Source organism: Rhodococcus wratislaviensis, from assembly GCF_900455735.1.
GTDB lineage: Bacteria > Actinomycetota > Actinomycetes > Mycobacteriales > Mycobacteriaceae > Rhodococcus_F > Rhodococcus_F wratislaviensis.
Window position 1 is genome coordinate 677,696 of record NZ_UAUI01000022.1, and the last position, 24,213, is coordinate 701,908.

Here is a 24,213-nt window from a genome sequence, read left to right on the forward strand (position 1 = left end):
ACTCCTATCCCGAAAGGTTGAAGTTGCCGGACCCGCCGTAGATGGCGAGCGAGATGAGCAGGGTGACGGTGACGACGGCGATCAGCGAGGAGCGCACCGCGTTGCCGACGGCCACACCGACACCGACCGGACCGCCCGAGGCGTTGAATCCGTAGTAGGTGTGGATGAGCATGATCGCGATCGCCATGACGATGGCCTGGGCGAACGACCACAGAATGTCCGTGGGTATCAGGAACGTCGAGAAGTAGTGGTCGTACACGCCGGACGACTGGTCGTACAGCACCACCGTCGCGAACCGGCTGGCCATGAACGACGCGATCACTGCCAGGGCGTACAGCGGAATGATGGCGATCATGCCCGCCATCACTCGTGTGCTGACCAGGTACGGGATCGACGGGATCGCCATCGTCTCGAGCGCGTCGATCTCCTCGGAGACGCGCATGGCGCCGAGCTGGGCGGTGGAGCCGGCGCCGATGGTGGCCGCCAGACCGATGCCCGCGATGACCGGCGCCGCGATCCGCACGTTGATGAAGGCCGCGAAGAATCCGGTGAGGGCCTCGACGCCGATGTTGCCGAGCGAGCTGTACCCCTGCACCGCGATGGTGCCGCCGGTGAACAGGGTCAGGAAGCCGACGATGACGACGGTTCCGCCGATCACCGCGAGCGCACCCGTGCCCATGCTGATCTCGGCGATGAGCCGCAGCGTCTCCTTCGGGTAGTGCATCAGGGCGCGGGGCGCCCATCCGATGGCACGCGCGAAGAACAGCGCCTGCTCACCGAGCCGGTCGATCGAGCGGGACGCCGACGCGAACCGTTTCCGAGTTCGGGGAAAGCGCCCGGCCGCCGCTAGTGCCATCTACTCCACCACCATGTCGATCACCCTGCCGTCAGCTTGATGCCGACGGCGGTGACGAGAACGTTGACCACGAACAGGGCCATGAACGAGAACACGACGGTCTGGTTGACGGCGTCACCGACGCTCTTCGCGCCACCCTTGACGTTCAGGCCGAGGTAGGCGGCGACGAGGCCGGCGATCATGCCGAACAGACCGGCTTTGACTTCCGAGATCACGAGCTCCCCGAATCCGGTGAGCAGGGTGATGCCGTTGACGAACGCACCCGGGTTGACGTCCTGGATGTAGACCGAGAAGACGAAGCCGCCGAGGATGCCGATGGTGCAGACCAGGCCGTTGAGCAGGAGCGCAACGACGGTCGACGCCAGCACTCGTGGCACGACCAGGCGGTGGATCGGATTGATGCCCAGCACCCGCATTGCGTCGATCTCTTCGCGGATGGTGCGGGCCGAGAGGTCTGCGCAGATGGCAGTGGCTCCTGCACCCGCCACGATGAGCACGGTGACGATGGGACCGACCTGGGTCACGGTGCCGAGAGCGGCGCCGGCGCCACTGAGGTCTGCCGCGCCGATCTCACGGAGGAGGATGTTGATCGTGAAGCTCACCAGCACGGTGAACGGAATGGCCACCAGCACGGTGGGCACCATCGAGACCCGGGCGACGAACCACGCCTGGTCGACGAACTCGCGACGTTGGAAGGGCCTCGAAAAGACTGCCCTCAACGTTTCGCCCGACATCGTGAAGAACCCGCCGACCGCACGCAACGGCACCTCGAGGAGGTCTACCATCCGTCCTCCTCGTCCATGATCTCGCCCAGCACCGACTGTCAGTTCGAGCCCAGCCCCCCGACGGTCTGTGACTCAGGTCATATTAACTAGAACGTGTTCACCTGTCAAAGGTGGTCGCTCATCAGCAAGAATCGTCCCACATTCAGCACGCTCAGAGTGCCGAATTCGACCGAAATTCCGGGCGTGTCCCCGGCCGATCGAACTCGATGATTCGCGCCGAGCGGAAATCCGATTCGTGGCCATAAAATGTTATAGCACAAGAACTTTGAGAGAAATTCACCGCATGTCGGCGAACGGCGGATACACCTTTTGCAGCTGCCACGCGCACGGGCCGACCTCGGCAGCTGCCGCGCCGGATGGGCAGGCGCGATCGAACTGGTCGACGACAGCAGAACTAGAACACGATCTAGTCATATCCGGCACACCTCTCGAACACCCCACCACGGTCTCCCGGCCCCCGTTCCGCCGCTCTTCAGTTGCCTTCAGTATCGCCCATCGCGCGGGCATTACCTGCGGAAACGATACGGAAACAACCTTCGTGTCGGTTATTCGGCCCCGGCGACGCAGTCAGCCCAGTTCGCGGAGCGCCGCGGAGGCCGAGAACATGGCGGCAGGATCCCGATCCGCGAAATAGTTTCCGAGCTCCGCCGCGAGCGCACCGGGTGTCCACCGACCGTCCGCGGCGTCGAACCGCCGCTCCACGACCGGTGCCGCCATCAACGCCACCATCGGGCCGTAGACGACGAAGACCTGACCGTTCACCGAGTCGGCGGCGGGCGAGGCGAGGTAGGCGACCAGCGCGGCCACATGCTCGGGCGACAACGGGTCGATCCCCTCGGCCGGTGCCTCCCCGAAGACGTTCTCCGTCATCGACGTGCGGGCCCGAGGGCAGATCGCGTTGGCTCGGACGCCGTACCGGGACAGCCCGCGGGCCGCCGACAGCGTGAGCGCCGTGATGCCCGCCTTGGCGGCGCCGTAGTTCGCCTGCCCCTCGGGGCCCAGCAGTCCCGCCTCGGACGAGGTGTTGACGATGCGTCCGTAAACAGGCGCACCGGCCTCCTTCGACTTGCCCCGCCAGTACGACGCGGCCGCGCGGCACAGCAGGAAGTGTCCGCGCAGATGAACCTTCAGCACCAGATCCCAGTCCTCGTCGGACATGTTGAACAGCATGCGATCCCGCGTGATACCCGCGTTGTTCACCAGGATGTCGAGGCTACCGAGCCGACTCTGCGCCGCCTCCATGATCGCGTCGGCGGTGGACCGTTCCCCGATGTCGCCTGCCACGAACTCGACCTTCGCGCCCAGGCCCCGGATCTCCTCGAGCGTTGCCTCCACGGCGTCGTTCGCGGCCAGGTCGTTGACGACGACGGACGCACCCGCGCGGGCCAGTGCGATCGCCTCGAATTTTCCGAGGCCGGATCCGGCGCCGGTCACGACGGCGACCTTGCCGTCCACGTTCACATCGCGGTCAGCCACAGCATTCATGAACACGCTCTCCTGGTTCTGTGCACTCGCCGGAGGTCGCGAACACGACACGGCGGTAGGTCGACGTCACTGTAGAACGTGTTCTCATTCCGGGCAACAATCCTCAGGGGTGTTCGGTGAGCGCAGCCCTCGGACACTGGGCGATCGCCGTACGCACGTCTTCCTCCCGGTCAGCGGGAGGAACAGCACTCGAAATGTGCAGCTGATCGTCGTCGTCGAGCTCGAAGATGTCGGGTGCGATCCCCACGCACACACCATTGGCCTCGCAACGGTCGAAATCGACTCTGACCTCCATGGTAACCCTCACTTCTCCTCGTCTCGTCACTCGTGGACCCAGGTGCCGCCGGGCTGTGGCGCACTCCGTTCCTGCGATAACACTAGAACCTGTTCCAGTCGTGTGCAATGATTCGTTCCACGACTGCGAGCACGCCTACCGGGCACGCTCCGGGGCCGGCCGGGGCCGACTCCGCGAATGCACCGCAGAGACTGGAACCTGTGCCAGATTTCAGCTGATTCCGCTCTCGGACTGGAGAGGTATTTCGATGCACATCACCTACACACCGCAGCAACAGCAGCTGCGGGAAGAGCTGCGCGCGTACTTCGCGAAGCTGATGACGCCGGAGCGTCGAGAGGCACTGGCCGCCACCACCGGCGAATACGGCGAGGGCAATGTCTACCGCGACGTCGTCGCCCAGATGGGCAAGGACGGCTGGCTGACGCTCGGGTGGCCCAAGGAGTACGGCGGCCAGGAACGGTCGGCCATGGAACAGCTGATCTTCACGGATGAGGCCGCCATCGCCGGCGCCCCGGTCCCCTTCCTCACCATCAACTCGGTGGCGCCGACCATCATGCACTTCGGTACCCCCGAGCAGAAGTCGTTCTTCCTGCCCAGGATCTCGGCCGGCGAACTGCACTTCTCCATCGGCTACTCCGAGCCCGAAGCGGGCACCGACCTCGCCAGCCTGCGCACGACCGCCGTCAAGGACGGCGACGACTACGTCATCAACGGCCAGAAGATGTGGACGAGCCTGATCGCGTACGCCGACTACGTGTGGCTGGCGTGCCGCACCGATCCCGAAGCCAAGAAGCACAAGGGCATCAGCATGCTGATCGTCCCGACAACCGCCGAAGGCTTCTCGTACACCCCCGTCCACACGATGGCGGGTCCGGACACGAGCGCCACCTACTACCAGGACGTTCGGGTTCCGTCGTCCGCGCTGGTCGGCCCCGAGCACGGCGGGTGGGCGCTGATCACCAATCAGCTCAACCACGAGCGCGTCGCCCTGACGTCCGCCGGGCCGGTCCTCACCGCACAGCGTGAGGTGCGCGAATGGGCGCAGAACACCAAGTTGCCGGACGGCCGCCGCGTCATCGACCAGGAATGGGTGCAGATCAACCTGGCCCGGGTCCACGCCAAGGCCGAGTACCTCAAGTTGATGAACTGGGAGATCGCCTCGTCCACCGACCACGCGCCGGGCCCGGAAGCGGCGTCCGCCAACAAGGTCTACGGCACGGAGTTCGCCACGGAGGCGTACCGGCTGCTGATGGAGATCCTCGGACCTTCGGCCACGCTGCGGCAGAACTCCCCCGGGGTCCTGCTGCGCGGGCGACTCGAACGGATGCACCGGTCGTCGCTGATCCTCACATTCGGCGGCGGAACCAACGAGGTGCAGCGCGACATCATCGCCATGACCGCCCTCGGCCTGCCCCCAGCGAAGCGTTAGGACTACGACAATGGACTTCACCCCCACCGAGGCCCAGCAGGATCTGGCCGGGCTCACCCACGGAATCGTCTCGGACCTCGTCACCAACGACCGGCTGCGCGAACTCGACAACGCGGACGACCGCCTCGATCGCCGGCTGTGGTCCGCACTCGCGTCGTCCGGCGTCCTGAGCGCCGCACTGCCGGAGTCGGTGGGCGGCGACGGTTTCGGCGTCCTCGAGCAGTGCAGCATCCTCGTCGAGCTGGGCCGCGCCGTCGCGCCGGTTCCCTACCTGTCGTCGATCGTGATGGCGGCAGGCGCGATCGCGAAGTACGGGACCGAACAGCAGCGTTCCGACTGGGGCACTCCGGCCGCGGATGGCGAGAAGATCCTCACCGTCGCGCTCGACGAGGAACTCAACGACACCCCGGGTGCGCCCGTCACGCGTGCCGAACGCGGCGCGGACGGCTGGACACTGGACGGCACCAAGATCGTGGTCGACGCGGCACCGTCCGCCGACCTCTTCCTGGTCCCGGCGACCACCCCGGACGGTGTGGCCGTCTTCCTCGTCCGCCCCGACGACGCCGGAGTGACCGTCACCCGCCAGCAGACCGTCGACCTGGCCAGCACCGGTGAGGTGACCCTCCACGGAGTGTCGCTGACCGAGGACCGCGTGCTCGGCGCCGTCGACCAGGGCGGCGAGATCGTGGACTGGCTCGTCGAGCGCGGCTCGCTCGGCGCCTGCGCATTTCAGTACGGCGTCCTCGACGAATCCCTGACACTCACCGCGGCCTACGCCCGCGAGCGGGTGCAGTTCGGTCGGCCCATCGGCAGTTTCCAGGCCGTGGCCCAGCGACTCGCCGACGGCTACATCGACGTGAAGGGCGTCCGGCTCACGCTGTGGCAGGCGGCGTGGCGGCTCAGCGAAGGCCTGCCCAGCGAAGGCGACATCCAGACCGCCAACTTCTGGGCGTCCGACGCCGGACACCGAGTGGCCCACACCCTCGTCCACGTCCACGGAGGCGTCGGACTCGACGAAGACCACCCCGTGCACCGGTACTTCCTCGCCGCCAAGGCACTCGAGTTCCGGCTCGGTTCGGCCACGCAGCAGCTGCGGATCCTCGGCGCCGAACTGGCCACCGTCCCGGCATGACCGCCACGCTCGCGCGCACGGTATCGGACCTGCTCCTCGGCGTCTCGAAGTCCGACGCCCAGGGCCTGTACTTCGAAGACCGGTTCCTGTCGTGGTCCGAGCACGTGCGGGCGAGCCTGCGGCGCGCCGCGATCCTCGACGACCTGCTCGATGCGCAGCGGCCCCGGCACTTCGGTGTCCTGATGGACAACGTCCCCGAGTTCTCCCTCCTCGCCGGGGCGGCGGCGCTGTCCGGCGCCGTCCTCGTGGGGCTCAACACCACTCGACGCGGGGAGGCGCTGGCCCACGACATCGCGCTGGCCGACTGCCAGGTGGTCTTCACCGAATCCGGGCGGTCCGCGCTGCTGGACGGTCTCGACCCGGGTGTTCCCGTCGTCGACGTGGATTCGCCGGCATGGTCCGCCCTGCTCGCCGAGGAGCGTCCCGCATTCAGGCCGAGGGTCGCCGCCGCAGACGACCTGTTCATGCTCATCTTCACGTCCGGCACGAGCGGCGACCCGAAGGCGGTGCGCTGCACCCACGCGAAGATCACCGGCCCCGGCATCATGCTCGCCGAACGCTTCGGGTTGACCCCGGACGACGTCGTCTACATGTCGATGCCCATGTTCCATTCCAACGCCATGATGGCGGCATGGTCCGTGGCGCTCGCGGGACACAGCTCGATTGCGCTGCGACGGAAGTTCTCCGCATCCAACTTCCTGTCCGATGTGCGGAAGTTCGGCGTCACGTACGCCAACTACGTCGGAAAGCCGCTGTCGTATGTGCTGGCGACCCCCGAGATGCCCGACGACGCCGACAACACGCTGCGGGTCATGTACGGCAACGAGGGGTCCGCGCCCGCGGTCGCGGCGTTCTCGCGCCGCTTCGGCACCGCGGTGGTCGACGGATTCGGCTCCACCGAGGGCGGTGTCGCCATCTCCGCCACCCCCGGGTCGCCATCGGGCTCGCTGGGCAGGCTCCCCGAGGGCATCGCGATCCTCGACCCCGAGACCGGCAACCCCTGCCCCCCGGCCGAATTCGATTCCGCCGGCCGGGTGCTCAACGCCGAGGCCGCGACCGGCGAACTCGTCAACGTCGCGGGGTCGGGGGCGTTCGCGGGTTACTACAACAATCGCGAGGCCGACGCCGAGCGGATCCGCGACGGCAAGTACTGGAGCGGCGACCTCGCCTACCGGGATGCCGACGGGTTCGTGTACTTCGCGGGACGCAGTTCCGGATGGTTGCGCGTCGACGGCGAGAACATCGGCTCGGCGCCCATCGAACGCATCCTGATGCGGTACGACGGCTTCGCCCAGGTGTCGGTGTACGCGGTGCCCGACCCCGACGTCGGGGACCGGGTGATGGCGGCCGTCGTTCCGACGCGTGACTTCGATCCGGTGGCCTTCACGAGTTTCCTCGACGCTCAGTCCGATCTGGGGCCGAAGCAGCGCCCGAGCCTGATCAGGGTGTGTGCCGAGTTCCCGCGGACCGCCACGTTCAAGGTCCTCACCCGCGTGTTGAGCGCAGAGGCCGACAATTGCGCCGATCCGGTATGGGTCCGCGCCGGGTCCGCCTACTCCCGCACGTGAGTGGCAAAGTGTGCTGGCGCACGCTTTGCCACTCACGTGCCTAGCGGAGCGTGTCGAGCCGCGACACCGCCGAGTCGAAGCCCTCGACGAGTTCGTCCATCACCTCGGCCACCGGACGGATCTCGTTCATCCGGCCCACGATCTGACCCACCGGCATCGCCACGACATCCGGGTTCTCGGACGCGGCGATCCGCTGATGCGCCTCGCTGACCAGCAGATTCTGCAGCGGCATCGGCAGCGGCGCCGGCGCGTCCGGCTTCGACCAGGCGTCGGTCCATTTGGTCTTGAGCAGGCGCGCGGGCTTACCCGAGTAGATCCGGGACCGCACCGTGTCGGCGGACGTCGCACCGAGCAGGGCACGCTGGATCGCGGACGGTCCCTCGGACGACGCGCTGCCGAGTTTGTACTCGGAGGTGGTGAGCCAGTACGACCCCATCCACACCCCCGCCGCCCCCAGCGACAGCGCAGCGGCGACCTGACGTCCACTGCCGATACCACCGGCCGCGAGGACCGCGGCGGAATCACCGATGGCATCGACGATCTCGGGAATCAGCACCATCGACGCGATCTCACCGGTGTGCCCACCGGCCTCGTACCCCTGCGCGATGACGATGTCGACACCGTTCGCGACGTGCCTGCGCGCGTGCTCGACGGCGCCGGCCAGCGCCGCCACCGGAACGCCCTTCTCGTGGGCCTGGTCGATGACATCCTTCGGGGGCGAGCCGAGTGCGTTGGCGATCAACGCAATTCGATGATTCAGGGCGACGTCCACATGTGAGCGCGCCACCGAGTGCAGCCAGCCGAGCACGCCGGTCGCGTGTTCGGCACCCGAATCGAGTGGCGGCACCCCCAGCTCGGCTAGGGTCCGGTCGACGAACGCGCGGTGTTCCGCGGGGATCAGCGACTCGAGGTCCACCGACGTGCCCTCTGTCGGAACCTTGGCGGGCATCACGATGTCGACGCCGTACGGCTTGCCGTCGGTGTTCTCGTCCATCCACGACAGGACGGCCTCGAGTTCCTCGGGGTCGTTGAACCGGACGCAGCCGAGCACACCCAGACCGCCGGCGCGGGAGATCGCCGCGGCCACGTGTTCGGAGGGAGTGAACCCGAAGACCGGGTACTCGATGCCGAACTTCTCGCTCAAACTCGTGTGCATTACGCGCCTTTGCTTTCGGGCGAACCGTTGCCGTTGTGGTCGTCGGCCGGACGGGTCTCGGTCTGTTCCTTGGCCCAGCGGTAGTCGGGCTTACCCGCAGGCGAACGCTTGATCTCGTCGACGAACCAGAGGCTGCGCGGAACCTTGTATCCCGCAATCTCCTTGCGTGCCGCCTCGGCGATCTCGTGCAGGCCCGGACGCGCCCCTCCCCGGGTCTGGATGACGGCGGCGACACGTTGGCCGAAGCGTTCGTCGGGAATGCCGACCACGAGGGCGTCGAAGACGTCGGGATGCGACTTGAGTGCGCCCTCGACCTCTTCGGGGAAGATCTTCTCGCCGCCGCTGTTGATGGACACCGAGCCGCGGCCGAGCATCGTCACCGTGCCGTCCGCCTCCACCTGCGCGAAGTCGCCCGGGATGGAGTAGCGAATGCCGTTGATCTCCTTGAACGTGGCCTTGGTCTTCTCTTCGTCCTTGTAGTAGCCGATCGGGATGTGCCCCTTGCGCGCCAGGATGCCGACCACGCCGGACCCGGGCTCCACCGGGTTGCCGTCCTCGCCGAGGACGGACGTGGACGCGTCGATCTTCACCGTCGGGCCGCCGCCGTGCGAGTCGCCCTTCGCGACCACGCTGAGGCCGCCGAAACCGGTCTCGGACGAACCGATGGAGTCGGTGATCATCCGGTTGGGCAGCAGCTCGAGGTACTTCTCCTTGATGCTGGGCGAGAACAGCGCCGCCGAACTCGCCATCAGGAACAGCGTCGACAGGTCGTAGGGTTCGCCGCTCGCCTTGTCGCCCTCCACCAGCGCGTCGAGCATCGGGCGCGCCATCGCGTCGCCGGTGATGAAGATGAGGTTGACCTTGTGCTGATCGACGATCCGCCACACGTCGTGGCCGTCGAATTCGGGGTGCATCACGCATTTTCCGCCGCCGAACAGACTCTGGAACACCGCCCACTGGCTGCCGCCGTGGATCATCGGCGGGATCGGGAAGCGGGTCATGCCGGGGCTCTCGGCGCCCAGCTTCGCGAGGTCCCACTCGTCCTCGACGTACTCACCGGTCATGAAGTTGATGCCGCCACCGAGAACCCGCCAGACGTCCTCGTGACGCCACATGACGCCCTTGGGCTTTCCGGTGGTGCCACCGGTGTAGAGCATGTACAGGTCGTCGTTGCTGCGCTCGCCGAAGTCGCGGTCGGGGGAACCCTGCGCCAGCGCCGCCTCGTATTCGAGGCCCTCATAGGCGAGATCGGTGCCGTCCTCGACCACGACGGTGGTCTTCAGGAGCGGCGTCTCGGGGAGCACGTTCGCCACCTTGTCGGAGTAGCGGCGCTCGTGAACGAGCGCGACCATGTCCGAATTGTCGAAGATGTATTGCAACTCGTTCTCGATGTACCGGTAGTTGACGTTCACCATCACGGCACGGATCTTGAAGACCGCCACCATGGCCTCGATGGCCTCGATGGTGTTCCGGCAGTAGATGCCCACCTTGTCGCCGGGCTGGACACCCTGTTCGCGCAGGTAGTGGCCGAGGCGATTGGCCCTCTCCTCCATCTGCGCGTACGTCACTTCCCGGTCGTCGGACACCAACGCGACGCGGTCCGGAACGAGGTCGATTGCGTGCTCTACGAGGTCTGCGATATTAAGGGCCACGTCAACAAAGTAGAACGTGTTACCGTTTCTGGCAAGACCCAATTTGAGAGCCAGCTCACACACCCTTCGGGAGACTTCAGTGTCCTCTACAACGACCGAGAAATCCGACATTTCGGCACAGTCGCCGCACTGCCTCGTGGAGAAGCGCGGGCACGTCCTCATCGTGACGATGAACCGACCCGAGGCGAAGAACGCGCTGTCCGGCGAAATGATGGCGATCATGCGGGACGCGTGGGATCAGGTCGACTCCGACTCGGACATCCGGGTCGCCATCCTCACCGGCGCCGGCGGCGCATTCTGCGCGGGCGCCGACCTCAAGGCCATGACGTCGCAGCACCCCGGCGACTCGTTCTCCGGGGGCGGCTGGGACCTGTCCAAGATCGAGGCACTCCTCAAGGGGAGACGCCTCACCAAACCCCTCATCGCCGCGGTCGAGGGCCCCGCCATCGCCGGCGGCACCGAGATCCTGCAGGGCACCGACATCCGGGTCGCCGGAGAGAGCGCCAAATTCGGTGTCTCCGAAGCCAAATGGGGACTCTTTCCACTCGGCGGCTCCGCCGTGCGCCTCGTCCGGCAGATTCCGTACACCGTCGCAGCCGACATCCTGCTGACCGGACGGCACATCAAGGCCCCTGAGGCCAAGGAGATCGGCCTCATCGGACACGTCGTCCCCGACGGTCAGGCCCTCGACAAGGCCCTCGAACTCGCCGACCTCATCGCCGCCAACGGACCCCTCGCCGTCCAGGCGATTCTGAAGACCATCCGCGACACCGAAGGCATGCACGAGGAGGAGGCATTTCAGATCGACGCCGCCCTCGGCACCGAGGTCTTCAAGAGCGCCGACGCGAAGGAAGGTCCCCGCGCCTTCTCCGAAAAGCGTGCGCCGAAGTTCGAGGGTCGCTGACCCTTCGGTCCCTCCCCCTTGTGCACGAACGGGACGCTCGTTGCGTCAGATCGAACGAGCGTCCCGTTCGTCGAGCACGCGGCTAGGGCAACATGCGAACATTCGGCCTCGGACGCGACGCGGCGAGCTCGAAGTGAGCCCGGAGGTCGGCGATCACCCGCTCCGGCTGGTCACGGACGGCGCTCGGCAGTGTCGGAAGCACGATGATGCCGGCGTTCTGCATTCGCGTCCGACGCTCCACGGTGTGCTTGTACTGCTGAGGCGCGAGGTGCCAATCGAGCGAGTCGATGTCCCAGGCGAACGCGACCTCGTCGATCCAACCGTCCGGCATCGCGATGAACCGTCCTTCGATATCGACGATCTTCCTGTTGAAGACCATCTCGGGAAGCCCACTGCGCAGCCACAACCGACGCGCATGCGCCTCTGAGACGGAGTGCACGTTGGCTGTCATTTCCCGCAGCACGATCCGCGGGATCGCGGATCCGCGACCACTGCCCGCCTCGAGTTCGACGACGAGCTCTTCCGCCGTGACCGCTCCGCGCTGGACGACTTCCGCGATCGTCGCCCGCGCCGCGTCGACGGTCGTGCACCTGCGCGCAGCATCGAGCAGTGCCCTCGGTAGTGGTGCGCAGGCGATATTTCCTCGCATGTCGGCATCGGGCATGCGCGACGTGCGCTCCACCTTGACGAATCCCGTCGACTGCACGCGACGATCGACCGCGACGAGCACGTCCACGTCACCGGAGTAGCTCCCGAAGCCGTGACACCTCAGGGCCGAGCGTCCTGTGACGAGCGAGTCGCGACCGCAGAACAGACGAGCTGCAAGCACTCTGTGTTGGAACGACGGCTGTCCGTTCTGGAGTAGGACGATTCCCGGCAGAAGCCGCTGCCACGGTCCACCGGACCGGCATCGCGCAGAGATCGTCGATCGGGCCAAACCGAGACGTTCCAGCTCCGACGTCCGGACGACGCCGGCCACTCCCACCTGATCGAGCAACTCCGGCCGCTGTCCCCAAATCCCCCGTCGCATCAGCTCATGCTGCCAGCGGGCGGTCCGTCACGACAGGCTGAATCTGCGCGCCTGTGGATAACTCACTTGCCCGCATCGAACGAACGGGACGCTCGTTCGATCTGACGCAACGAGCGTCCCGTTCGTCCGGAAAAGGGGGAGTCAAAGCGGGGGTCAGCCGAGGACCGCCGCGGACAGTTCGCGGACGTGGTCGGCGTCGCGGCAGGACACGAGGAGCATGGTGACGCCGGCGTCGGCCCACCGTTTGACGTCGGCGCGGACTTCGTCGACGTTGCCGATGATCATGGTCTCGGTGACCATCTCGTCGGGGACGACGGCGGCGGCTTCGTCCTTGCGGCCTGCGCGGAAGAGGCGCCCGATTTCCTCGACCTGTTCGCCGTAGCCCATGCGGGTGTAGACCTGGGCGTGGAAGTTGAGTTCGGGGGCGCCCATGCCGCCGACGTACAGCGCGGTGATCGGTTTGAGGCCGGCGATGGCGGCGGCGCGGTCGTCGGTGACGATTACCTGACAGGTGGCCGCGACCTCGAAGTCTTCGCGGCTGCGACGGGCGCCGGGCCGGGCGAAGCCCTCGTCGAGCCATTCGTTGTACATGGGCGCGAGGCGGGGCGAGTAGTAGATGGCGAGCCAGCCGTCGGCGATCTCGGCGGTGAGCGCGACGTTCTTCGGACCTTCGGCGCCGAGCCAGATGGGGATGTCGGCCCGCAGCGGGTGGGTGATCGGCTTGAGCGGCTTCCCGAGACCGGTGCTGCCGGGTCCGGTGTAGGGCAGCGGGAAGTGCGGGCCGTCGCTGGTGACGGGTCCCTCCCGCGACAGCACTTTCCGGATGACGGAGACGTATTCGCGGGTGCGGGCGAGCGGTTTCGTGAACGGCTGCCCGTACCACCCCTCGACGACCTGGGGCCCGGACACGCCGAGCCCGAGGATCGCCCGGCCGCCGCTGAGGTGGTCGAGGGTGAGTGCGTGCATGGCGGTGCTGGTGGGTGTGCGCGCGGAGATCTGGACGACGGACGTGCCCAGGCGGACGCGTTCGGTGCTCGAACCCCACCAGGCGAGGGGGGTGAAGGCGTCGGAACCCCACGATTCGGCGGCGAAGACGGCGTCGAATCCCTCGGCTTCGGCCGCGGCGATCAACTCCGGGACATTCGCCGGTGGCTGTGCGCCCCAGTATCCCAGTTGCAACCCGAGCTTCATCGTGTGCCTCCGCATCGACCGTCGTCAGAAGTGACCCTTGCCACAAACACTAGAACCTGTTCTACTCGAAGTTGTGAGCATGGGAAAGAGCGCGGTGGCCGAAAAATTCTCGAACGAACCGTTGAGCGCCCCGCTGAAACTTCAATTCGACTACACCCGATCGGTGGGTCCGACCATCGGCGCCTTCGTGACCGCGCTGCGCGACCGCAAGGTCATCGGCGCCCGCGGCTCGGACGGACGCGTCTACGTCCCCCCGCCCGAGTTCGACCCGAACACCGCCGAACCTCTCACCGACTTCGTCGGGGTCTCCGACGCCGGGACCGTGGTGAGCTGGACGTGGATGCCGGAACCGATTGCCGGACAGCCACTCACCACGCCTTTCGCGTGGGCCCTGATCAAGCTCGACGGCGCGGACACGTCCCTCGTACACGCGGTGGACGTCCACTCTCCCGCCGCCATGAGCACGGGCATGCGGGTCCGGGCGCGATGGGCGCAGGAGCGGGTCGGGCGCATCCAGGACATCGTGTGCTTCGAGCCCGGGGAGTCGACGAACGAACCCGAGCCGTCCTCGGAGTCGGAACCGGTCACGATGGTCACGACGCCCATCGATCTCGACTACATGCACTCCGCCTCCGCCGAGGAGAGCTACTACCTCCGAGGGTTGAAGGCGGGCAAGCTGATCGGTGGCCGCACCGGACCGGACGGCAAGGTGTACATCCCGCCGCGCAGCGCCAACCCCACCGACGGCATCCCGACGAAGGAGCAGGTGGAACTGCCGGACAGGGGCATCGTCACCACGTTCTGCATCGTGAACGTCCCCTTCCTCGGACAGCGGATCAAGCCGCCGTACGTCGCCGCCTACGTGCTGCTCGACGGCGCGGACATCGCGTTTCTGCACCTGATCCTCGACTGCGACGCCGCCGACGTGCGGATGGGCATGCGCGTGGAGGCCAAGTGGAAACCGCGTGAGGAGTGGGGCTACACCCTCGAGAACATCGAGTACTTCAGGCCGACGGGCGAGCCCGACGCCGAGTACGACACCTACAAACATCACCTGTAAGGGCGCGGCACAATGACAGATATCGCAGTCGTCGGGTTCGCGCACGCACCGCACGTGCGCGAGACCACCGGCACCACCAACGGCGTCGAGATGCTCGTTCCCTGCTTCCAGCAGCTGTACGAGGAGCTCGGAATCACCAAGTCCGACATCGGTTTCTGGTGTTCCGGGTCGTCGGACTACCTGGCCGGACGTTCGTTCTCCTTCATCTCCGCGGTCGACTCGATCGGTGCGGTTCCGCCGATCAACGAGTCGCACGTCGAGATGGATGCGGCGTGGGCGTTCTACGAGGCCTGGATCAAGATCATGACGGGCGAGGTCGACACCGCCCTCGTCTACGGCTTCGGCAAGTCGTCGGCGGGCAACCTCCGCAAGATCCTGTCGATGCAACTGGACCCCTACCTCGTCACGCCACTGGCCCTCGACTCCGTGTCACTCGCCGGGTTGCAGGCCCGCCTCGGACTCGACGCGGGAAAGTGGACGGCCGAGGAGATGGCGGCCGTGGCCGCGCGCAGCCGGGCCGCGGCGGAGAGCAATCCGAACACCCAGCTGTCGGGGCACGTCGACATCAACGCGCTGCTCGCCAGCCCGTTCCTCGCGGATCCGTTGCGCGCCCACGACTGCGCACCGATCACGGACGGCGCCGCCGCCGTCGTGCTCGCCGCCGGCGACCGTGCCCGTGAGCTGTGCGAGCGGCCGGCGTGGATCACCGGGATCGAGCATCGGATCGATTCCCCGAACTTCGGCGCCCGCGACCTGACGGTCTCGCCGTCCACGACGGCCTCCGCCCGCGGTGCCACCGGAGGGGACGTCGGCGGAATCGACGTGGCCGAACTGCACGGACCGTTCACCCATCAGGAACTGATCCTCCGCGAGGCCATCGGACTGTCCGATGCGACGGTGATCAACCCGTCGGGCGGCCCGCTGAGCGGGAATCCGATGTTCGCCGCGGGTCTGGAACGCATAGGTTACGCAGCCAAGGCCATCATGGACGGCAACGCCGGGCGCACGCTGGCGCACGCTACGAGTGGTGCTGTGCTGCAACAGAATCTGGTCGCAGTCTTGGAGGGACGCAACTGATGGCGAATCAATTGGCCGCGGTGCTCGGCACCGGTCAGACGCACTACGTGGCGAAGCGGCACGACGTGTCCATGTCCGGACTGGTTCGCGAGGCGATCGACCGCGCGATGGAAGACGCGCGGGTGGGCTGGGACGACATCGACGCGGTGGTGATCGGGAAGGCCCCCGACCTGTTCGAGGGGTCGATGATGCCGGAACTCGCGATGTCGGACGCGCTGGGCGCCAACGGCAAACCACTCCTGCGCGTGCACACCGCAGGCTCGGTCGGCGGTTCGACCGCGGTGGTGGCGTCGAGCCTCGTGAAGTCGGGGGTGCACAAGCGGGTACTGACGGTGGCGTGGGAGAAGCAGTCCGAATCGAACGCCATGTGGGCGCTGTCCACCCCGATTCCGTTCCACATGCCGGTCGGCGCGGGCGCGGGCGGGTACTTCGCGCCGCATGTCCGCTCGTACATCCGGCGGTCGGGCGCACCCGATCACATCGGCGCGATGGTGGCGGTGAAGGACCGGTTGAACGGCAGCCTCAACCCGTACGCCCACCTCAAGCAACCCGACATCACGCTCGAGTCCGTGCAGGCCTCGCAGATGCTGTGGGACCCGATCCGCTACGACGAGACCTGCCCCTCCTCGGACGGCGCCTGCGCGCTGGTGATCGGCAACGAGGAGGCTGCCGAGCAGGTCATTGCGGACGGTCGTGAGGTGGCGTGGATTCACGCCACTGCGATGCGCACCGAGCCCACCACGTTCGCGGGACGCGACCAGGTGAATCCGCAGGCCGGCCGGGACGCCGCGGCCGCACTGTGGAAGGCAGCGGGCATCAAGGATCCGCTCGACGAGATCGACGTCGCCGAAATCTACGTCCCCTTCTCCTGGTTCGAACCGATGTGGCTCGAGAATTTGGGCTTCGTCTCGGAGGGCGAGGGTTGGAAACTCACCGAGGCGGGCGAGACGGCGATCGGCGGCCGGCTGCCGCTCAATGCGTCCGGCGGCGTCCTGTCGTCCAACCCCATCGGCGCCTCGGGCATGATCCGGTTCGCCGAGTCGGCGATGCAGGTCATGCACCGCGCCGGCGACCATCAGGTGAAGGACGCACGCAAGGCACTCGGCCACGCCTACGGCGGCGGTTCGCAGTACTTCTCGATGTGGGTGGTCGGTTCCGACCGGCCGAACAAATAGGAGCGGGACATCACCATGAAGTTCACCGTCGGCATCGCCATGAATCCCCTCGACCAACTGCCCGCTCTCGCGAAAACAGCTGAGGAGTGCGGATTCTCGTCCATCGCACTCCCCGACTCACTGTTCTTCATGGAGAAGCAGAGCGCCGACTACCCGTACACACCGGACGGCTCGCGGATGTGGAACGAGGAGACGCCGTGGGTGGATCCGCTGATCGCGGCGGCCGCGATGGGCGCGGTGACGTCGAAGATCGAGTTCTACACCCAGGTCCTCAAGCTCGGTTCCCGCAACCCGGTACTCCTCGCCCGTCAGGTCGGTTCGGTGGCCAACCTCATCGGTAACCGTTTCGGTTTCGGCGTCGGGATCGGCTGGGCACCGGAGGAATTCGAATGGTGCGGAGTGCCGTACGCGAAGCGCGGCGCGCGCGTCGACGAGATGATCGAGGTCATCAAACTGATCCTCGGCGGCGGGATGGTCGAGTATCACGGTGAGTTCTACGACTTCGACCGACTGCAGATGAGCCCGGCGCCGACGAAACCGGTGCCGTTCTACGTCGGCGGACACACCGACGTCGCGCTGCGCCGCGCCGCCCGGGTGGGCGACGGCTGGACGTCCGCGATGATCAAGTTCGACGATCTCGTCCAGGTCATCGCGCGATTGCGGGAACTCCGCGAGGAGTACGGCCACGCCGATCTGCCCTACGAGATCCAGACCGTGTGCATCGACCGCTTCGGGAAGGACGGTTACGCCGAGTTGGCGGATGCCGGCGTGACCGACACGATCGTCGTCCCGTGGGTTTTCGACGGCATCGGCTTCGACGGACCGCTCGAGGCCAAGCAGGAGTCGCTGCGCAAATTCGCCGATCAGTACATCGGGTAGGGGTGTGGACATGACGACGACCGACCATCCCGCCCGCCTCGCCGGGCAGGCGTCCCGCGAGGCGGCCAGCGGCAGGCGCAAGGACGAGTGGCTTGCCCTGTTCGCCGAGGACGCCTGTGTCGAAGACCCGGTCGGCCCTTCGGGTTTCGACCCTGAGGGCAAGGGTCACCACGGATTCGACGCGATCTCCCGGTTCTACGACATGACGATCGCGACCACCGAATCGCTCGAGTTCCTCATCACCGATTCACTGGTGTGCGGGAACGAGAACGTGAACATCGGGACCATCCGGTCCACGGTGGCCGGATCCCAGATCGACGCCGAGGGCGTGTTCATCTACCGCGTGAACGAGGACGGCAAGATCACGTCCCTGCGGGCCTTCTGGGAGGTCGAGCGGGCGATGAAGACACTGCGCAAGGCCTGAACGCCCCGAATCACGTGCCGGCGTCGTCGATGTGCCGGACGAAGAGGATCCCGTCGAGCTCGCCGACGCCGGCGGGGTCCAACGGGAAGTACGTGGAGTTGCCCGACGGATCGGCACGCTTCTCCACATCTCCGATCCTGCGCGCCACCGGCGCGGCAGGCACGAGACAGCTCTCCCCGACCGCGAAGAGCCGATCCTCGAGGGTTCCGGGTGGCGGCTGCCCGATGCCGTGACCCGGCGCCTCCCCGACGGCCGAACCGATGACCGTGTAGGCGTCGCCGAGCCGCACGTCCAGATGAGCGCCGGCGCACCACCAGTGCAGATGCAGTCCGGCGAGATCCCAGTGGGTTTCACCCTTCGACAGATGGCCGTTGTGAGCGAAGACGAACGTCGGGCCTCGATCGGCCTCCCTCTCCACCAGCGCGGACAGGTTGTCCGCCATGAGGGTGTCCCGGATTCCCAGGAGCCGGGCGATGCGGCGTGGCGAGTTCTCAGCCATGCCTGCGTGATAACTGAGCAGGCAGGTCGCGACGCGACCGTGAAGCTCGGCCTCCCACACTTCGTCTCGCGTGCCGTCGGCCACGAGGCGGGGCGTCTGCGACGCGAGCAGGGTCATCAGGTCGTCGGCGATGAGACGCAACTCGACGGCCTCGGGGGTGGTACCGACGGCCTGGGTCGGGTCCATCGCGACAGCCGGGTTTCTCCAACGGTCGTCGTCGCCGATCAGCGCGGAGATCCTGCCCGGAGCGCAGGGCAGATCCTGCTCGTCGAGGTGGGTCCTCAGGTAGGTGTCGAGGAAGGTCAGGGCCTGCCTCGGGCTGTCCGCCGACGTCATCTCGATGGGGGCGTCGAATCCGGAGAATCGGAGTTGCTCGTCCGGTTCTCGCCGACGGTTGTATTCGGCCATCCACCCGATCAGGTCGCGGTTCGCCCGGGACTCACCGAAGCCGTGGCTGAATCCGCGCTCCATGACGTCGTCGAGTGGCCGGCGGTCCGCACCCCGCACGAAAGAGTCGACGAGTAGCCCCTTCAGGCAACTGCTTTCGATCGCGATGGACCGGTAGCCTTCATGTTCGACGAGGAACCGGAACATCTGATTGCGGAGCAGCAGAAAGCTCTCCTCCCCGTGCATGGGCTCGCCGAACCCGAGCAGTCGGGGCGCGGGGTCTAGGCGGCGGAGGAACGCGCCGAGGGCAGCGGTCACGCTCGGGTCCCCCGGTGCCGAGAAAACGGCACCCACGTCGCGGACGGTGGCCTGCACGGTCATGACCTGCTCCCACCTTCCTCGATCAGAAAGAGAACAGCGGCGTCGGAGAGGATGAGGGTACCCTCCGACGCCGCTGAATCAGGGGGTCAGTGTATGACCGGGCAACCGCCTGACGCAGTCTTGTAATCGACCTGAAACTCCTTGATACCGTTGAGCCAGCCCGAGCGCAACCGCCGCGGATCTCCCAGCTTACTGATATCGGGCAGGTGATCCGCAATCGCATTGAAGATCAGGTCGATCTCGAGTCGCGCCAGGTTGGCGCCGAGGCAGAAGTGGGCGCCCGTTCCGCCGAATCCGACGTGCGGGTTGTTCTCCCGCATGATATCGAACTTCTCCGGGCTCTCGAACGCATCTTCGTCGAAATTCGCGGAGCCGTAGAGCATTACGACTCGCTGCCCCTTCTTGATCTGCACGCCGCCGAGTTCGGTGTCTTCCAGTGCGGTGCGCTGGAACGAGTTGACCGGAGTCGCCCACCGGACGATCTCGTCCGCCGCCGTCTTGGGACGCTCCTTCTTGTAGAGCTCCCACTGATCGGGATGGTCCAGGAACGCCATCATGCCGTGTGTGATGGCATTGCGCGTGGTCTCGTTGCCGGCGACCGCCAGCAGGATCACGAAGAAGCCGAATTCCTCAGGAGAAAGCTCATTTCCATCGATGTCCGCCTCGATCAGCGTCGTGACGATGTCTTCGGCGGGGCACTTCTTGCGCTCGTCCGCCATCTGGTACGCGTAGCCGAGGATCTCCATCGACGCGGCCTGCGGGTCGATGTCCAGTTCGGGGTCGTCGTAGCCCGTCATCTGGTTCGACCAGTCGAACACCTTCAGTCGATCCTCCTGCGGCACACCGAGCAGTTCGGCGATCGCCTGCAGAGGAAGCTCACACGCCACCTGGGTGACGAAGTCGCCGGCCCCCGATTCGGCGGCAGCCTTCACGATCTTCTCGGCGCGCTCGGTGAGTTCCTCGCGCAGGCTGTTGATTGCGCGGGGCGTGAAGCCGCGGGAGACGAGTTTGCGGAGCTTGGTGTGCTCGGGAGCGTCCTTGTTGATGAGGATGAAACGCTGCATCTCGATGTTCTCGCGCGGAATGTCGTCGGCGAAGCGCACGATCGCGGTGTTCTCATGCGTGGAGAAGACGTCGCTGCGCCGCGACACCTCCTTGACGTCCTCGAGCTTGCTGACGACCCAGTAGCCGTCATCGTGGAAGCCACCGATCTCCGGCGGCTGCGGGTTCCACCAGATCGGGGCAGTCTTCCGCAGTTCGGCGAACTCCTGGTACGGGATGCGCTCTGCGTAGATGTCCGGGTCGGTGAAGTCGAAACCCTCTGGAAGATTGGGCTGCGCCACTGCTGTCTCCTGCCCTAAGCCATACACCACTCCGTGATGTGGAACACGTTCTACTAGCATTGAAGCACAAGCCGGGCGACTAGCAAAGGAAAGCTCATTCAGACCTTGCCCGGATAGCAGAACCTGTTCTATTTTCTGAGAACAAGGAAAGGAGCCCACCGTGGGCACACCAGTAATCGTCGAGGCAGTACGCACCCCGATCGGAAAGCGCGGTGGCTGGCTCGCCGGATTGCACGCCGCCGAGATCCTCGGTGCCGCTCAGCGGGGCATCCTCGACCGCTCCGGCATCGACCCCGAACTGGTGGAGCAGGTGATCGGTGGGTGCGTCACCCAGGCGGGCGCGCAGTCGAACAACATCACCCGGACCGCGTGGCTGCACGCCGGACTGCCCTGGCAGGTCGGCGCCACCACGATCGACTGCCAGTGCGGCTCCGCGCAGCAGGCCAACCACCTGATCGCGGGATTGATCGCCACCGACGCGATCGACGTCGGAATCGCCTGCGGCATCGAAGCGATGAGCCAGGTGCCGCTCGGGGCGAACGTCGGCGAGAACGCCGGGCCGCGCAGGCCCGCGGACTGGGACATCGACATGCCCAACCAGTTCGAGGCCGCCGAGCGCATCGCCCGTCGCCGCGGAATCACCCGCGCGGACGTCGAGGCTCTCGGAGTCCGTTCGCAGGCACGCGCCAAGCAGGCGTGGGACGAAGGGCGTTTCGACCGGGAAGTGTTGCACGTGACCGCACCCGTGGTGGACAAGGAAGGCAACCTCACCGGGGAGACCCGGGTCGTGACGCGCGATCAGGGTCTGCGCGATACCACCGCGGAGTCGCTCGCCAAGCTGAAGCCCGTCCTCGAGGGCGGCATCCACACGGCGGGCACGTCCTCACAGATCTCCGACGGTGCCGCCGCCGTCATGCTGATGGACGAGGCCAGGGCGCGCGCTCTCGGCCTGACGCCCCGGGCCCGCATCGTCTCCCAGGCGCTGGTCGGCTCCGAACCCGAATTCCACCTCGACGGGCCCGTCCAGGCCACCGCGCGCGTCCTCGAACGCAGCGGCATGAAGATCGGCGACCTGGACCTGTTCGAGGTCAACGAGGCCTTCGCCTCGGTGCTGCTGTCGTGGGCGTCGGTGCACGAGCCCGACATGGACAGGGTCAACGTCAACGGCGGTGCGCTCGCACTCGGACATCCCGTGGGCAGCACCGGCTCTCGACTCATCACCACCGCGCTGCACGAACTCGAGCGCACCGACGGATCGACGGCACTGATCACGATGTGCGCCGGCGGGGCGCTCGCCACCGGCACCATCATCGAGCGGATCTAGGATCCGCTCGATGAATGCGCCCGCCCCCGCCCGACCGCCCGGCCTCGACTCGAAGTGGACGGTCTCCTTCATCAAGTGGATGTCGAAGATCAACGTCGTGCTGTACCGGCGGACGGGCGGGCGACTGGGCAGCAAGTGGCGGGTCGGCAGCGCCTTCCCCCGCGGATTGCCCGTCTGCCTGCTCACCACCACCGGACGGAAGAGCGGCGAGTCACGGATCAGCCCGCTGCTGTTCCTCGAGGACGGCGACCGCATCATCGTCGTCGCCTCGCAGGGCGGCCTGCCGAAGCACCCGATGTGGTACCTCAACCTGCGCGCGAACCCCGAGGTGACCGTCCAGGTGAAGTCGCGGGTGCGGCCGATGACCGCCCACGTGGCGGACCCCGAGGAACGCGCGCGCCTGTGGTCGCGGCTCGTCGACATGTACCCGGATTTCGAGAATTACCAGGCCTGGACCGACCGCACGATCCCCGTCGTGGTCTGCACTCCCCGATAGAGCGTGTATGTACCGCCGGGTAACGGGTGCCATGTCGGAGGACTTCTTGCAGTATTGACGCGTACGGACTTGTACGACGGCCGAGGGCGAGGAATTGCAGACATGAGTACACAGGTTCAAGATCGGATACACGACCGTCGAGAGCTCACCGCGGTCCTGCTGCGTGCACTCGAGCAGCGCCACGAGGTGCTCGACGCCATCGTCGACAGCGAGGATCACGCCGAGGCCCTCACGACCGTCGCCGGGCTTCTCGACACCTCCGAGGCGTACGCGGAAGCCGTCCTCAACCTGACGTTCCGCCGCCTCACCAAGGTCGAACGGCTCCGCATCCAGACGGAATTGAAGGACCTCGACGCCACCCTCGAGTGGACGTCGACGGACCGGCCGGCGAGCACCGGGCGGAACTTCCGCCTCCGTCCGTTCACCGAAACCGACGAAGACGCGGAACTGTTCCGGCGCCGGTGCGGCGAGCAGGTCGACGACGCGGGCACGCAGTGGTCCGAGGAGCGGGTCGAGAAGGAACGCACGGAAGGCCTGAGCCGCGTCGACGACGAGTCCGCCGCCTGGTTCGTGTGTGAGGACACCGCGGAGAACACTGCCGTCGGCATGGTGTTCGGCGAACTGTCGGGACGCGAGGTCGACGTGGCCATCTGGATCTCCCCCGACGCCAGGAAGAAGGGCTACGGCACCGCGGCCGTGAAGCACAGCCGCCAGGAACTCGCCGCGGAATTCCCGGGAACGGTCCTGGTCGTCCGCGCTCCCGCCTGACCCGCACGTGAGTGGCGAAGCGTGCGGGAGCACACTTCGCCACTCACGTGCGGTGGTCGGGGTCGCGCTGTTTGGTGACGCCCTGGGCCCAGCGGTAGTCGGGCTTGCCGCTCGGGGTGCGCTGGACGGTGTCTTCCACCCACACCAGACGCGGAATCTTGTAGCCGGCCAGGCTCTGCCGCACGTGGTCCTCGAGTCCGGCGAAGTCGACGCCCCGACCGTCCCGCGCCTGCACGACCGCGGACACCCGGTGCCCCCACCGTTCGTCGGGGACGCCGACCACGATGGCGTCGTAGACGTCGCGGTAGGCCTTCACTGCGCTCTCGACCTCTTCGGCGAACACCTTCTCGCCGCCGGTGTTGATCACCATGTTGCCGCGGCCGAGCAGGGTGATCGATCCGTCGGCCTCGATCCGCGCGCGATCGCCGGTGACGACGACGGGTCGCCCGTCGACCTCCCGGAAGATCTCCCGGGTCTTCTCCGGGTCGTTGTAGTAGCCGAGTGGGACGTACCCGCCCTTCGCGAACCAGCCGTCCTTCCCCGACCCCGGTTCGACGGGGACGTCGTTCTCGTCGATCACCAGGGCGTACCGGCCGGCGGGGACCCGGGGCCCGCCCACCTGTTTCTCCCCCTTGGTCGCGAAACCGATTCCGCCGAAACCTGTTTCCGATGCGCCGATCGAATCGGACACCAGCAGTCCCGGGAACGCGTCGAGAAAGGCGTCCTTGATCACCGGTGAGAACAGTGCCGCCCCCGATGCCACCACACCCAGGCTCGACGTGTCGGTGCGCGACGGCTGATGCGCCTCGATCAGCGGCCGACCCATCGCGTCGCCGGTGATGATGAGGATCTGCACCTTGTGCCGCTCGACGAGCTCCCACGTGCGGTCGGCGTCGAACTTCGATTCCAGCAGCACT

23 protein-coding genes are annotated in these 24,213 nt (G+C 66.7%); 12 read left to right on the forward strand and 11 right to left on the reverse strand.

The annotated features are described in order from the left end of the window. Positions 1-4: 4 nt before the first annotated feature. The 4 genes from DTA22_RS25570 to DTA22_RS25585 form a co-directional block, all read right to left on the reverse strand. The gene (locus DTA22_RS25570; protein WP_005244538.1) at positions 5-856 is read right to left on the reverse strand and encodes an MlaE family ABC transporter permease; all 852 of its coding nucleotides are present in this window, start codon (positions 854-856) and stop codon (positions 5-7) included. A gap of 20 nt (positions 857-876) precedes the next feature. Beyond that, positions 877-1,641, reverse strand: a complete 765-nt coding sequence (locus DTA22_RS25575) for an MlaE family ABC transporter permease (RefSeq protein WP_015888557.1) — start codon at positions 1,639-1,641, stop codon at positions 877-879. 567 nt (positions 1,642-2,208) lie between these two features. Next, complete coding sequence (locus DTA22_RS25580) at positions 2,209-3,126, reverse strand: 3-oxoacyl-ACP reductase (protein WP_037241591.1); 918 nt, start codon at positions 3,124-3,126, stop codon at positions 2,209-2,211. Between the two features lie 103 nt (positions 3,127-3,229). After that, positions 3,230-3,421, reverse strand: a complete 192-nt coding sequence (locus tag DTA22_RS25585; RefSeq protein ID WP_005262894.1) for a ferredoxin — start codon at positions 3,419-3,421, stop codon at positions 3,230-3,232. A 247-nt stretch (positions 3,422-3,668) separates the two neighbouring features. Between DTA22_RS25585 and DTA22_RS25590 the strand changes: the two genes are divergently transcribed. Genes DTA22_RS25590 through DTA22_RS25600 form a run of 3 tightly spaced genes read left to right on the forward strand, consistent with a single transcriptional unit; the run spans position 3,669 to position 7,550 of the window. Then, the gene (locus DTA22_RS25590; protein WP_112301328.1) at positions 3,669-4,850 is read left to right on the forward strand and encodes an acyl-CoA dehydrogenase family protein; all 1,182 of its coding nucleotides are present in this window, start codon (positions 3,669-3,671) and stop codon (positions 4,848-4,850) included. A 10-nt stretch (positions 4,851-4,860) separates the two neighbouring features. Then, complete coding sequence (locus DTA22_RS25595; RefSeq protein ID WP_112301329.1) at positions 4,861-5,982, forward strand: acyl-CoA dehydrogenase family protein; 1,122 nt, start codon at positions 4,861-4,863, stop codon at positions 5,980-5,982. Further along, positions 5,979-7,550 (forward strand): long-chain-fatty-acid--CoA ligase, encoded by a 1,572-nt coding sequence (locus DTA22_RS25600; protein WP_112301330.1) that lies wholly within the window; start codon positions 5,979-5,981, stop codon positions 7,548-7,550. Before DTA22_RS25595 ends, DTA22_RS25600 begins: the two co-directional genes overlap by 4 nt. A gap of 40 nt (positions 7,551-7,590) precedes the next feature. Here DTA22_RS25600 and DTA22_RS25605 read toward each other — a convergent pair whose 3' ends face one another. After that, positions 7,591-8,706: an NAD(P)H-dependent flavin oxidoreductase gene (locus tag DTA22_RS25605; protein ID WP_037241600.1), complete on the reverse strand. Its 1,116-nt coding sequence runs from the start codon at positions 8,704-8,706 to the stop codon at positions 7,591-7,593. After that, positions 8,706-10,358: an acyl-CoA synthetase gene (locus DTA22_RS25610; protein ID WP_112301331.1), complete on the reverse strand. Its 1,653-nt coding sequence runs from the start codon at positions 10,356-10,358 to the stop codon at positions 8,706-8,708. The genes DTA22_RS25605 and DTA22_RS25610 overlap by 1 nt, the downstream gene beginning before the upstream one ends. 79 nt (positions 10,359-10,437) lie before the next feature. Between DTA22_RS25610 and DTA22_RS25615 the strand changes: the two genes are divergently transcribed. Further along, entirely contained in the window at positions 10,438-11,262 is an 825-nt protein-coding gene (locus DTA22_RS25615) for a crotonase/enoyl-CoA hydratase family protein (protein ID WP_112301332.1), read from the forward strand. An 82-nt stretch (positions 11,263-11,344) separates the two neighbouring features. On the opposite strand, the gene DTA22_RS25620 is transcribed toward DTA22_RS25615, so the two are convergent. Beyond that, positions 11,345-12,292: a hypothetical protein gene (locus tag DTA22_RS25620; protein ID WP_112301333.1), complete on the reverse strand. Its 948-nt coding sequence runs from the start codon at positions 12,290-12,292 to the stop codon at positions 11,345-11,347. A gap of 153 nt (positions 12,293-12,445) precedes the next feature. Then, positions 12,446-13,483, reverse strand: coding sequence for an LLM class F420-dependent oxidoreductase (locus DTA22_RS25625; RefSeq protein ID WP_037241614.1), 1,038 nt, complete (start codon positions 13,481-13,483; stop codon positions 12,446-12,448). Positions 13,484-13,562: 79 nt separating this feature from the next. On the opposite strand from DTA22_RS25625, the gene DTA22_RS25630 reads away from it, so the two are divergent. From DTA22_RS25630 to DTA22_RS25650, 5 genes are read left to right on the forward strand one after another with little or no spacing between them, the layout of a single operon-like run. Next, complete coding sequence (locus DTA22_RS25630) at positions 13,563-14,543, forward strand: Zn-ribbon domain-containing OB-fold protein (protein ID WP_037241617.1); 981 nt, start codon at positions 13,563-13,565, stop codon at positions 14,541-14,543. Positions 14,544-14,555: 12 nt separating this feature from the next. Further along, positions 14,556-15,620 carry a thiolase domain-containing protein gene (locus tag DTA22_RS25635; protein ID WP_112301334.1) on the forward strand — a complete coding sequence of 355 codons (1,065 nt, stop codon included), beginning with the start codon at positions 14,556-14,558 and terminating at the stop codon, positions 15,618-15,620. Further along, entirely contained in the window at positions 15,620-16,795 is a 1,176-nt protein-coding gene (locus tag DTA22_RS25640) for a thiolase domain-containing protein (protein ID WP_112301335.1), read from the forward strand. Before DTA22_RS25635 ends, DTA22_RS25640 begins: the two co-directional genes overlap by 1 nt. 15 nt (positions 16,796-16,810) lie before the next feature. Continuing rightward, positions 16,811-17,674, forward strand: coding sequence for a TIGR03619 family F420-dependent LLM class oxidoreductase (locus DTA22_RS25645; RefSeq protein ID WP_112301336.1), 864 nt, complete (start codon positions 16,811-16,813; stop codon positions 17,672-17,674). A gap of 10 nt (positions 17,675-17,684) precedes the next feature. Beyond that, positions 17,685-18,098, forward strand: a complete 414-nt coding sequence (locus tag DTA22_RS25650; RefSeq protein WP_112301358.1) for a nuclear transport factor 2 family protein — start codon at positions 17,685-17,687, stop codon at positions 18,096-18,098. Between the two features lie 10 nt (positions 18,099-18,108). Here the strand turns inward: DTA22_RS25650 and DTA22_RS25655 are convergent, their stop codons facing one another. Continuing rightward, a complete protein-coding gene (locus DTA22_RS25655; RefSeq protein ID WP_112301337.1) occupies positions 18,109-19,365 on the reverse strand; it encodes an erythromycin esterase family protein in 1,257 nt (418 codons plus the stop codon). A gap of 86 nt (positions 19,366-19,451) precedes the next feature. Beyond that, positions 19,452-20,708, reverse strand: a complete 1,257-nt coding sequence (locus DTA22_RS25660) for a cytochrome P450 (RefSeq protein WP_112301338.1) — start codon at positions 20,706-20,708, stop codon at positions 19,452-19,454. Between the two features lie 160 nt (positions 20,709-20,868). Here DTA22_RS25660 and DTA22_RS25665 point away from each other — a divergent pair, with 160 nt between their 5' ends. The 3 genes from DTA22_RS25665 (at position 20,869) to DTA22_RS25675 (ending at position 23,296) form a co-directional block, all read left to right on the forward strand. Further along, a complete protein-coding gene (locus tag DTA22_RS25665) occupies positions 20,869-22,032 on the forward strand; it encodes a steroid 3-ketoacyl-CoA thiolase (protein WP_037241636.1) in 1,164 nt (387 codons plus the stop codon). 10 nt (positions 22,033-22,042) lie between these two features. After that, complete coding sequence (locus DTA22_RS25670; RefSeq protein WP_112301339.1) at positions 22,043-22,528, forward strand: nitroreductase family deazaflavin-dependent oxidoreductase; 486 nt, start codon at positions 22,043-22,045, stop codon at positions 22,526-22,528. Positions 22,529-22,630: 102 nt separating this feature from the next. Next, positions 22,631-23,296, forward strand: a complete 666-nt coding sequence (locus tag DTA22_RS25675) for a GNAT family N-acetyltransferase (RefSeq protein WP_112301340.1) — start codon at positions 22,631-22,633, stop codon at positions 23,294-23,296. Between the two features lie 43 nt (positions 23,297-23,339). Here the strand turns inward: DTA22_RS25675 and DTA22_RS25680 are convergent. Beyond that, positions 23,340-24,213 (reverse strand): AMP-binding enzyme (locus tag DTA22_RS25680; protein ID WP_146777792.1); only part of this gene is annotated, 874 nt, incomplete at its 5' end.

What these genes read in the sequence shown, in the direction of transcription:
- DTA22_RS25570 (WP_005244538.1), bottom strand. Translation starts at nt 856, where the DNA reads ATGGCACTAGCGGCGGCCGGGCGCTTTCCCCGAACTCGGAAACGGTTC.
- DTA22_RS25575 (WP_015888557.1), bottom strand. Translation starts at nt 1,641, where the DNA reads ATGGTAGACCTCCTCGAGGTGCCGTTGCGTGCGGTCGGCGGGTTCTTC.
- DTA22_RS25580 (WP_037241591.1), bottom strand. Translation starts at nt 3,126, where the DNA reads ATGAATGCTGTGGCTGACCGCGATGTGAACGTGGACGGCAAGGTCGCC.
- DTA22_RS25585 (WP_005262894.1), bottom strand. Translation starts at nt 3,421, where the DNA reads ATGGAGGTCAGAGTCGATTTCGACCGTTGCGAGGCCAATGGTGTGTGC.
- DTA22_RS25590 (WP_112301328.1), top strand. Translation starts at nt 3,669, where the DNA reads ATGCACATCACCTACACACCGCAGCAACAGCAGCTGCGGGAAGAGCTG.
- DTA22_RS25595 (WP_112301329.1), top strand. Translation starts at nt 4,861, where the DNA reads ATGGACTTCACCCCCACCGAGGCCCAGCAGGATCTGGCCGGGCTCACC.
- DTA22_RS25600 (WP_112301330.1), top strand. Translation starts at nt 5,979, where the DNA reads ATGACCGCCACGCTCGCGCGCACGGTATCGGACCTGCTCCTCGGCGTC.
- DTA22_RS25605 (WP_037241600.1), bottom strand. Translation starts at nt 8,706, where the DNA reads ATGCACACGAGTTTGAGCGAGAAGTTCGGCATCGAGTACCCGGTCTTC.
- DTA22_RS25620 (WP_112301333.1), bottom strand. Translation starts at nt 12,292, where the DNA reads ATGCGACGGGGGATTTGGGGACAGCGGCCGGAGTTGCTCGATCAGGTG.
- DTA22_RS25625 (WP_037241614.1), bottom strand. Translation starts at nt 13,483, where the DNA reads ATGAAGCTCGGGTTGCAACTGGGATACTGGGGCGCACAGCCACCGGCG.
- DTA22_RS25630 (WP_037241617.1), top strand. Translation starts at nt 13,563, where the DNA reads ATGGGAAAGAGCGCGGTGGCCGAAAAATTCTCGAACGAACCGTTGAGC.
- DTA22_RS25635 (WP_112301334.1), top strand. Translation starts at nt 14,556, where the DNA reads ATGACAGATATCGCAGTCGTCGGGTTCGCGCACGCACCGCACGTGCGC.
- DTA22_RS25640 (WP_112301335.1), top strand. Translation starts at nt 15,620, where the DNA reads ATGGCGAATCAATTGGCCGCGGTGCTCGGCACCGGTCAGACGCACTAC.
- DTA22_RS25645 (WP_112301336.1), top strand. Translation starts at nt 16,811, where the DNA reads ATGAAGTTCACCGTCGGCATCGCCATGAATCCCCTCGACCAACTGCCC.
- DTA22_RS25650 (WP_112301358.1), top strand. Translation starts at nt 17,685, where the DNA reads ATGACGACGACCGACCATCCCGCCCGCCTCGCCGGGCAGGCGTCCCGC.
- DTA22_RS25655 (WP_112301337.1), bottom strand. Translation starts at nt 19,365, where the DNA reads ATGACCGTGCAGGCCACCGTCCGCGACGTGGGTGCCGTTTTCTCGGCA.
- DTA22_RS25670 (WP_112301339.1), top strand. Translation starts at nt 22,043, where the DNA reads ATGAATGCGCCCGCCCCCGCCCGACCGCCCGGCCTCGACTCGAAGTGG.
- DTA22_RS25675 (WP_112301340.1), top strand. Translation starts at nt 22,631, where the DNA reads ATGAGTACACAGGTTCAAGATCGGATACACGACCGTCGAGAGCTCACC.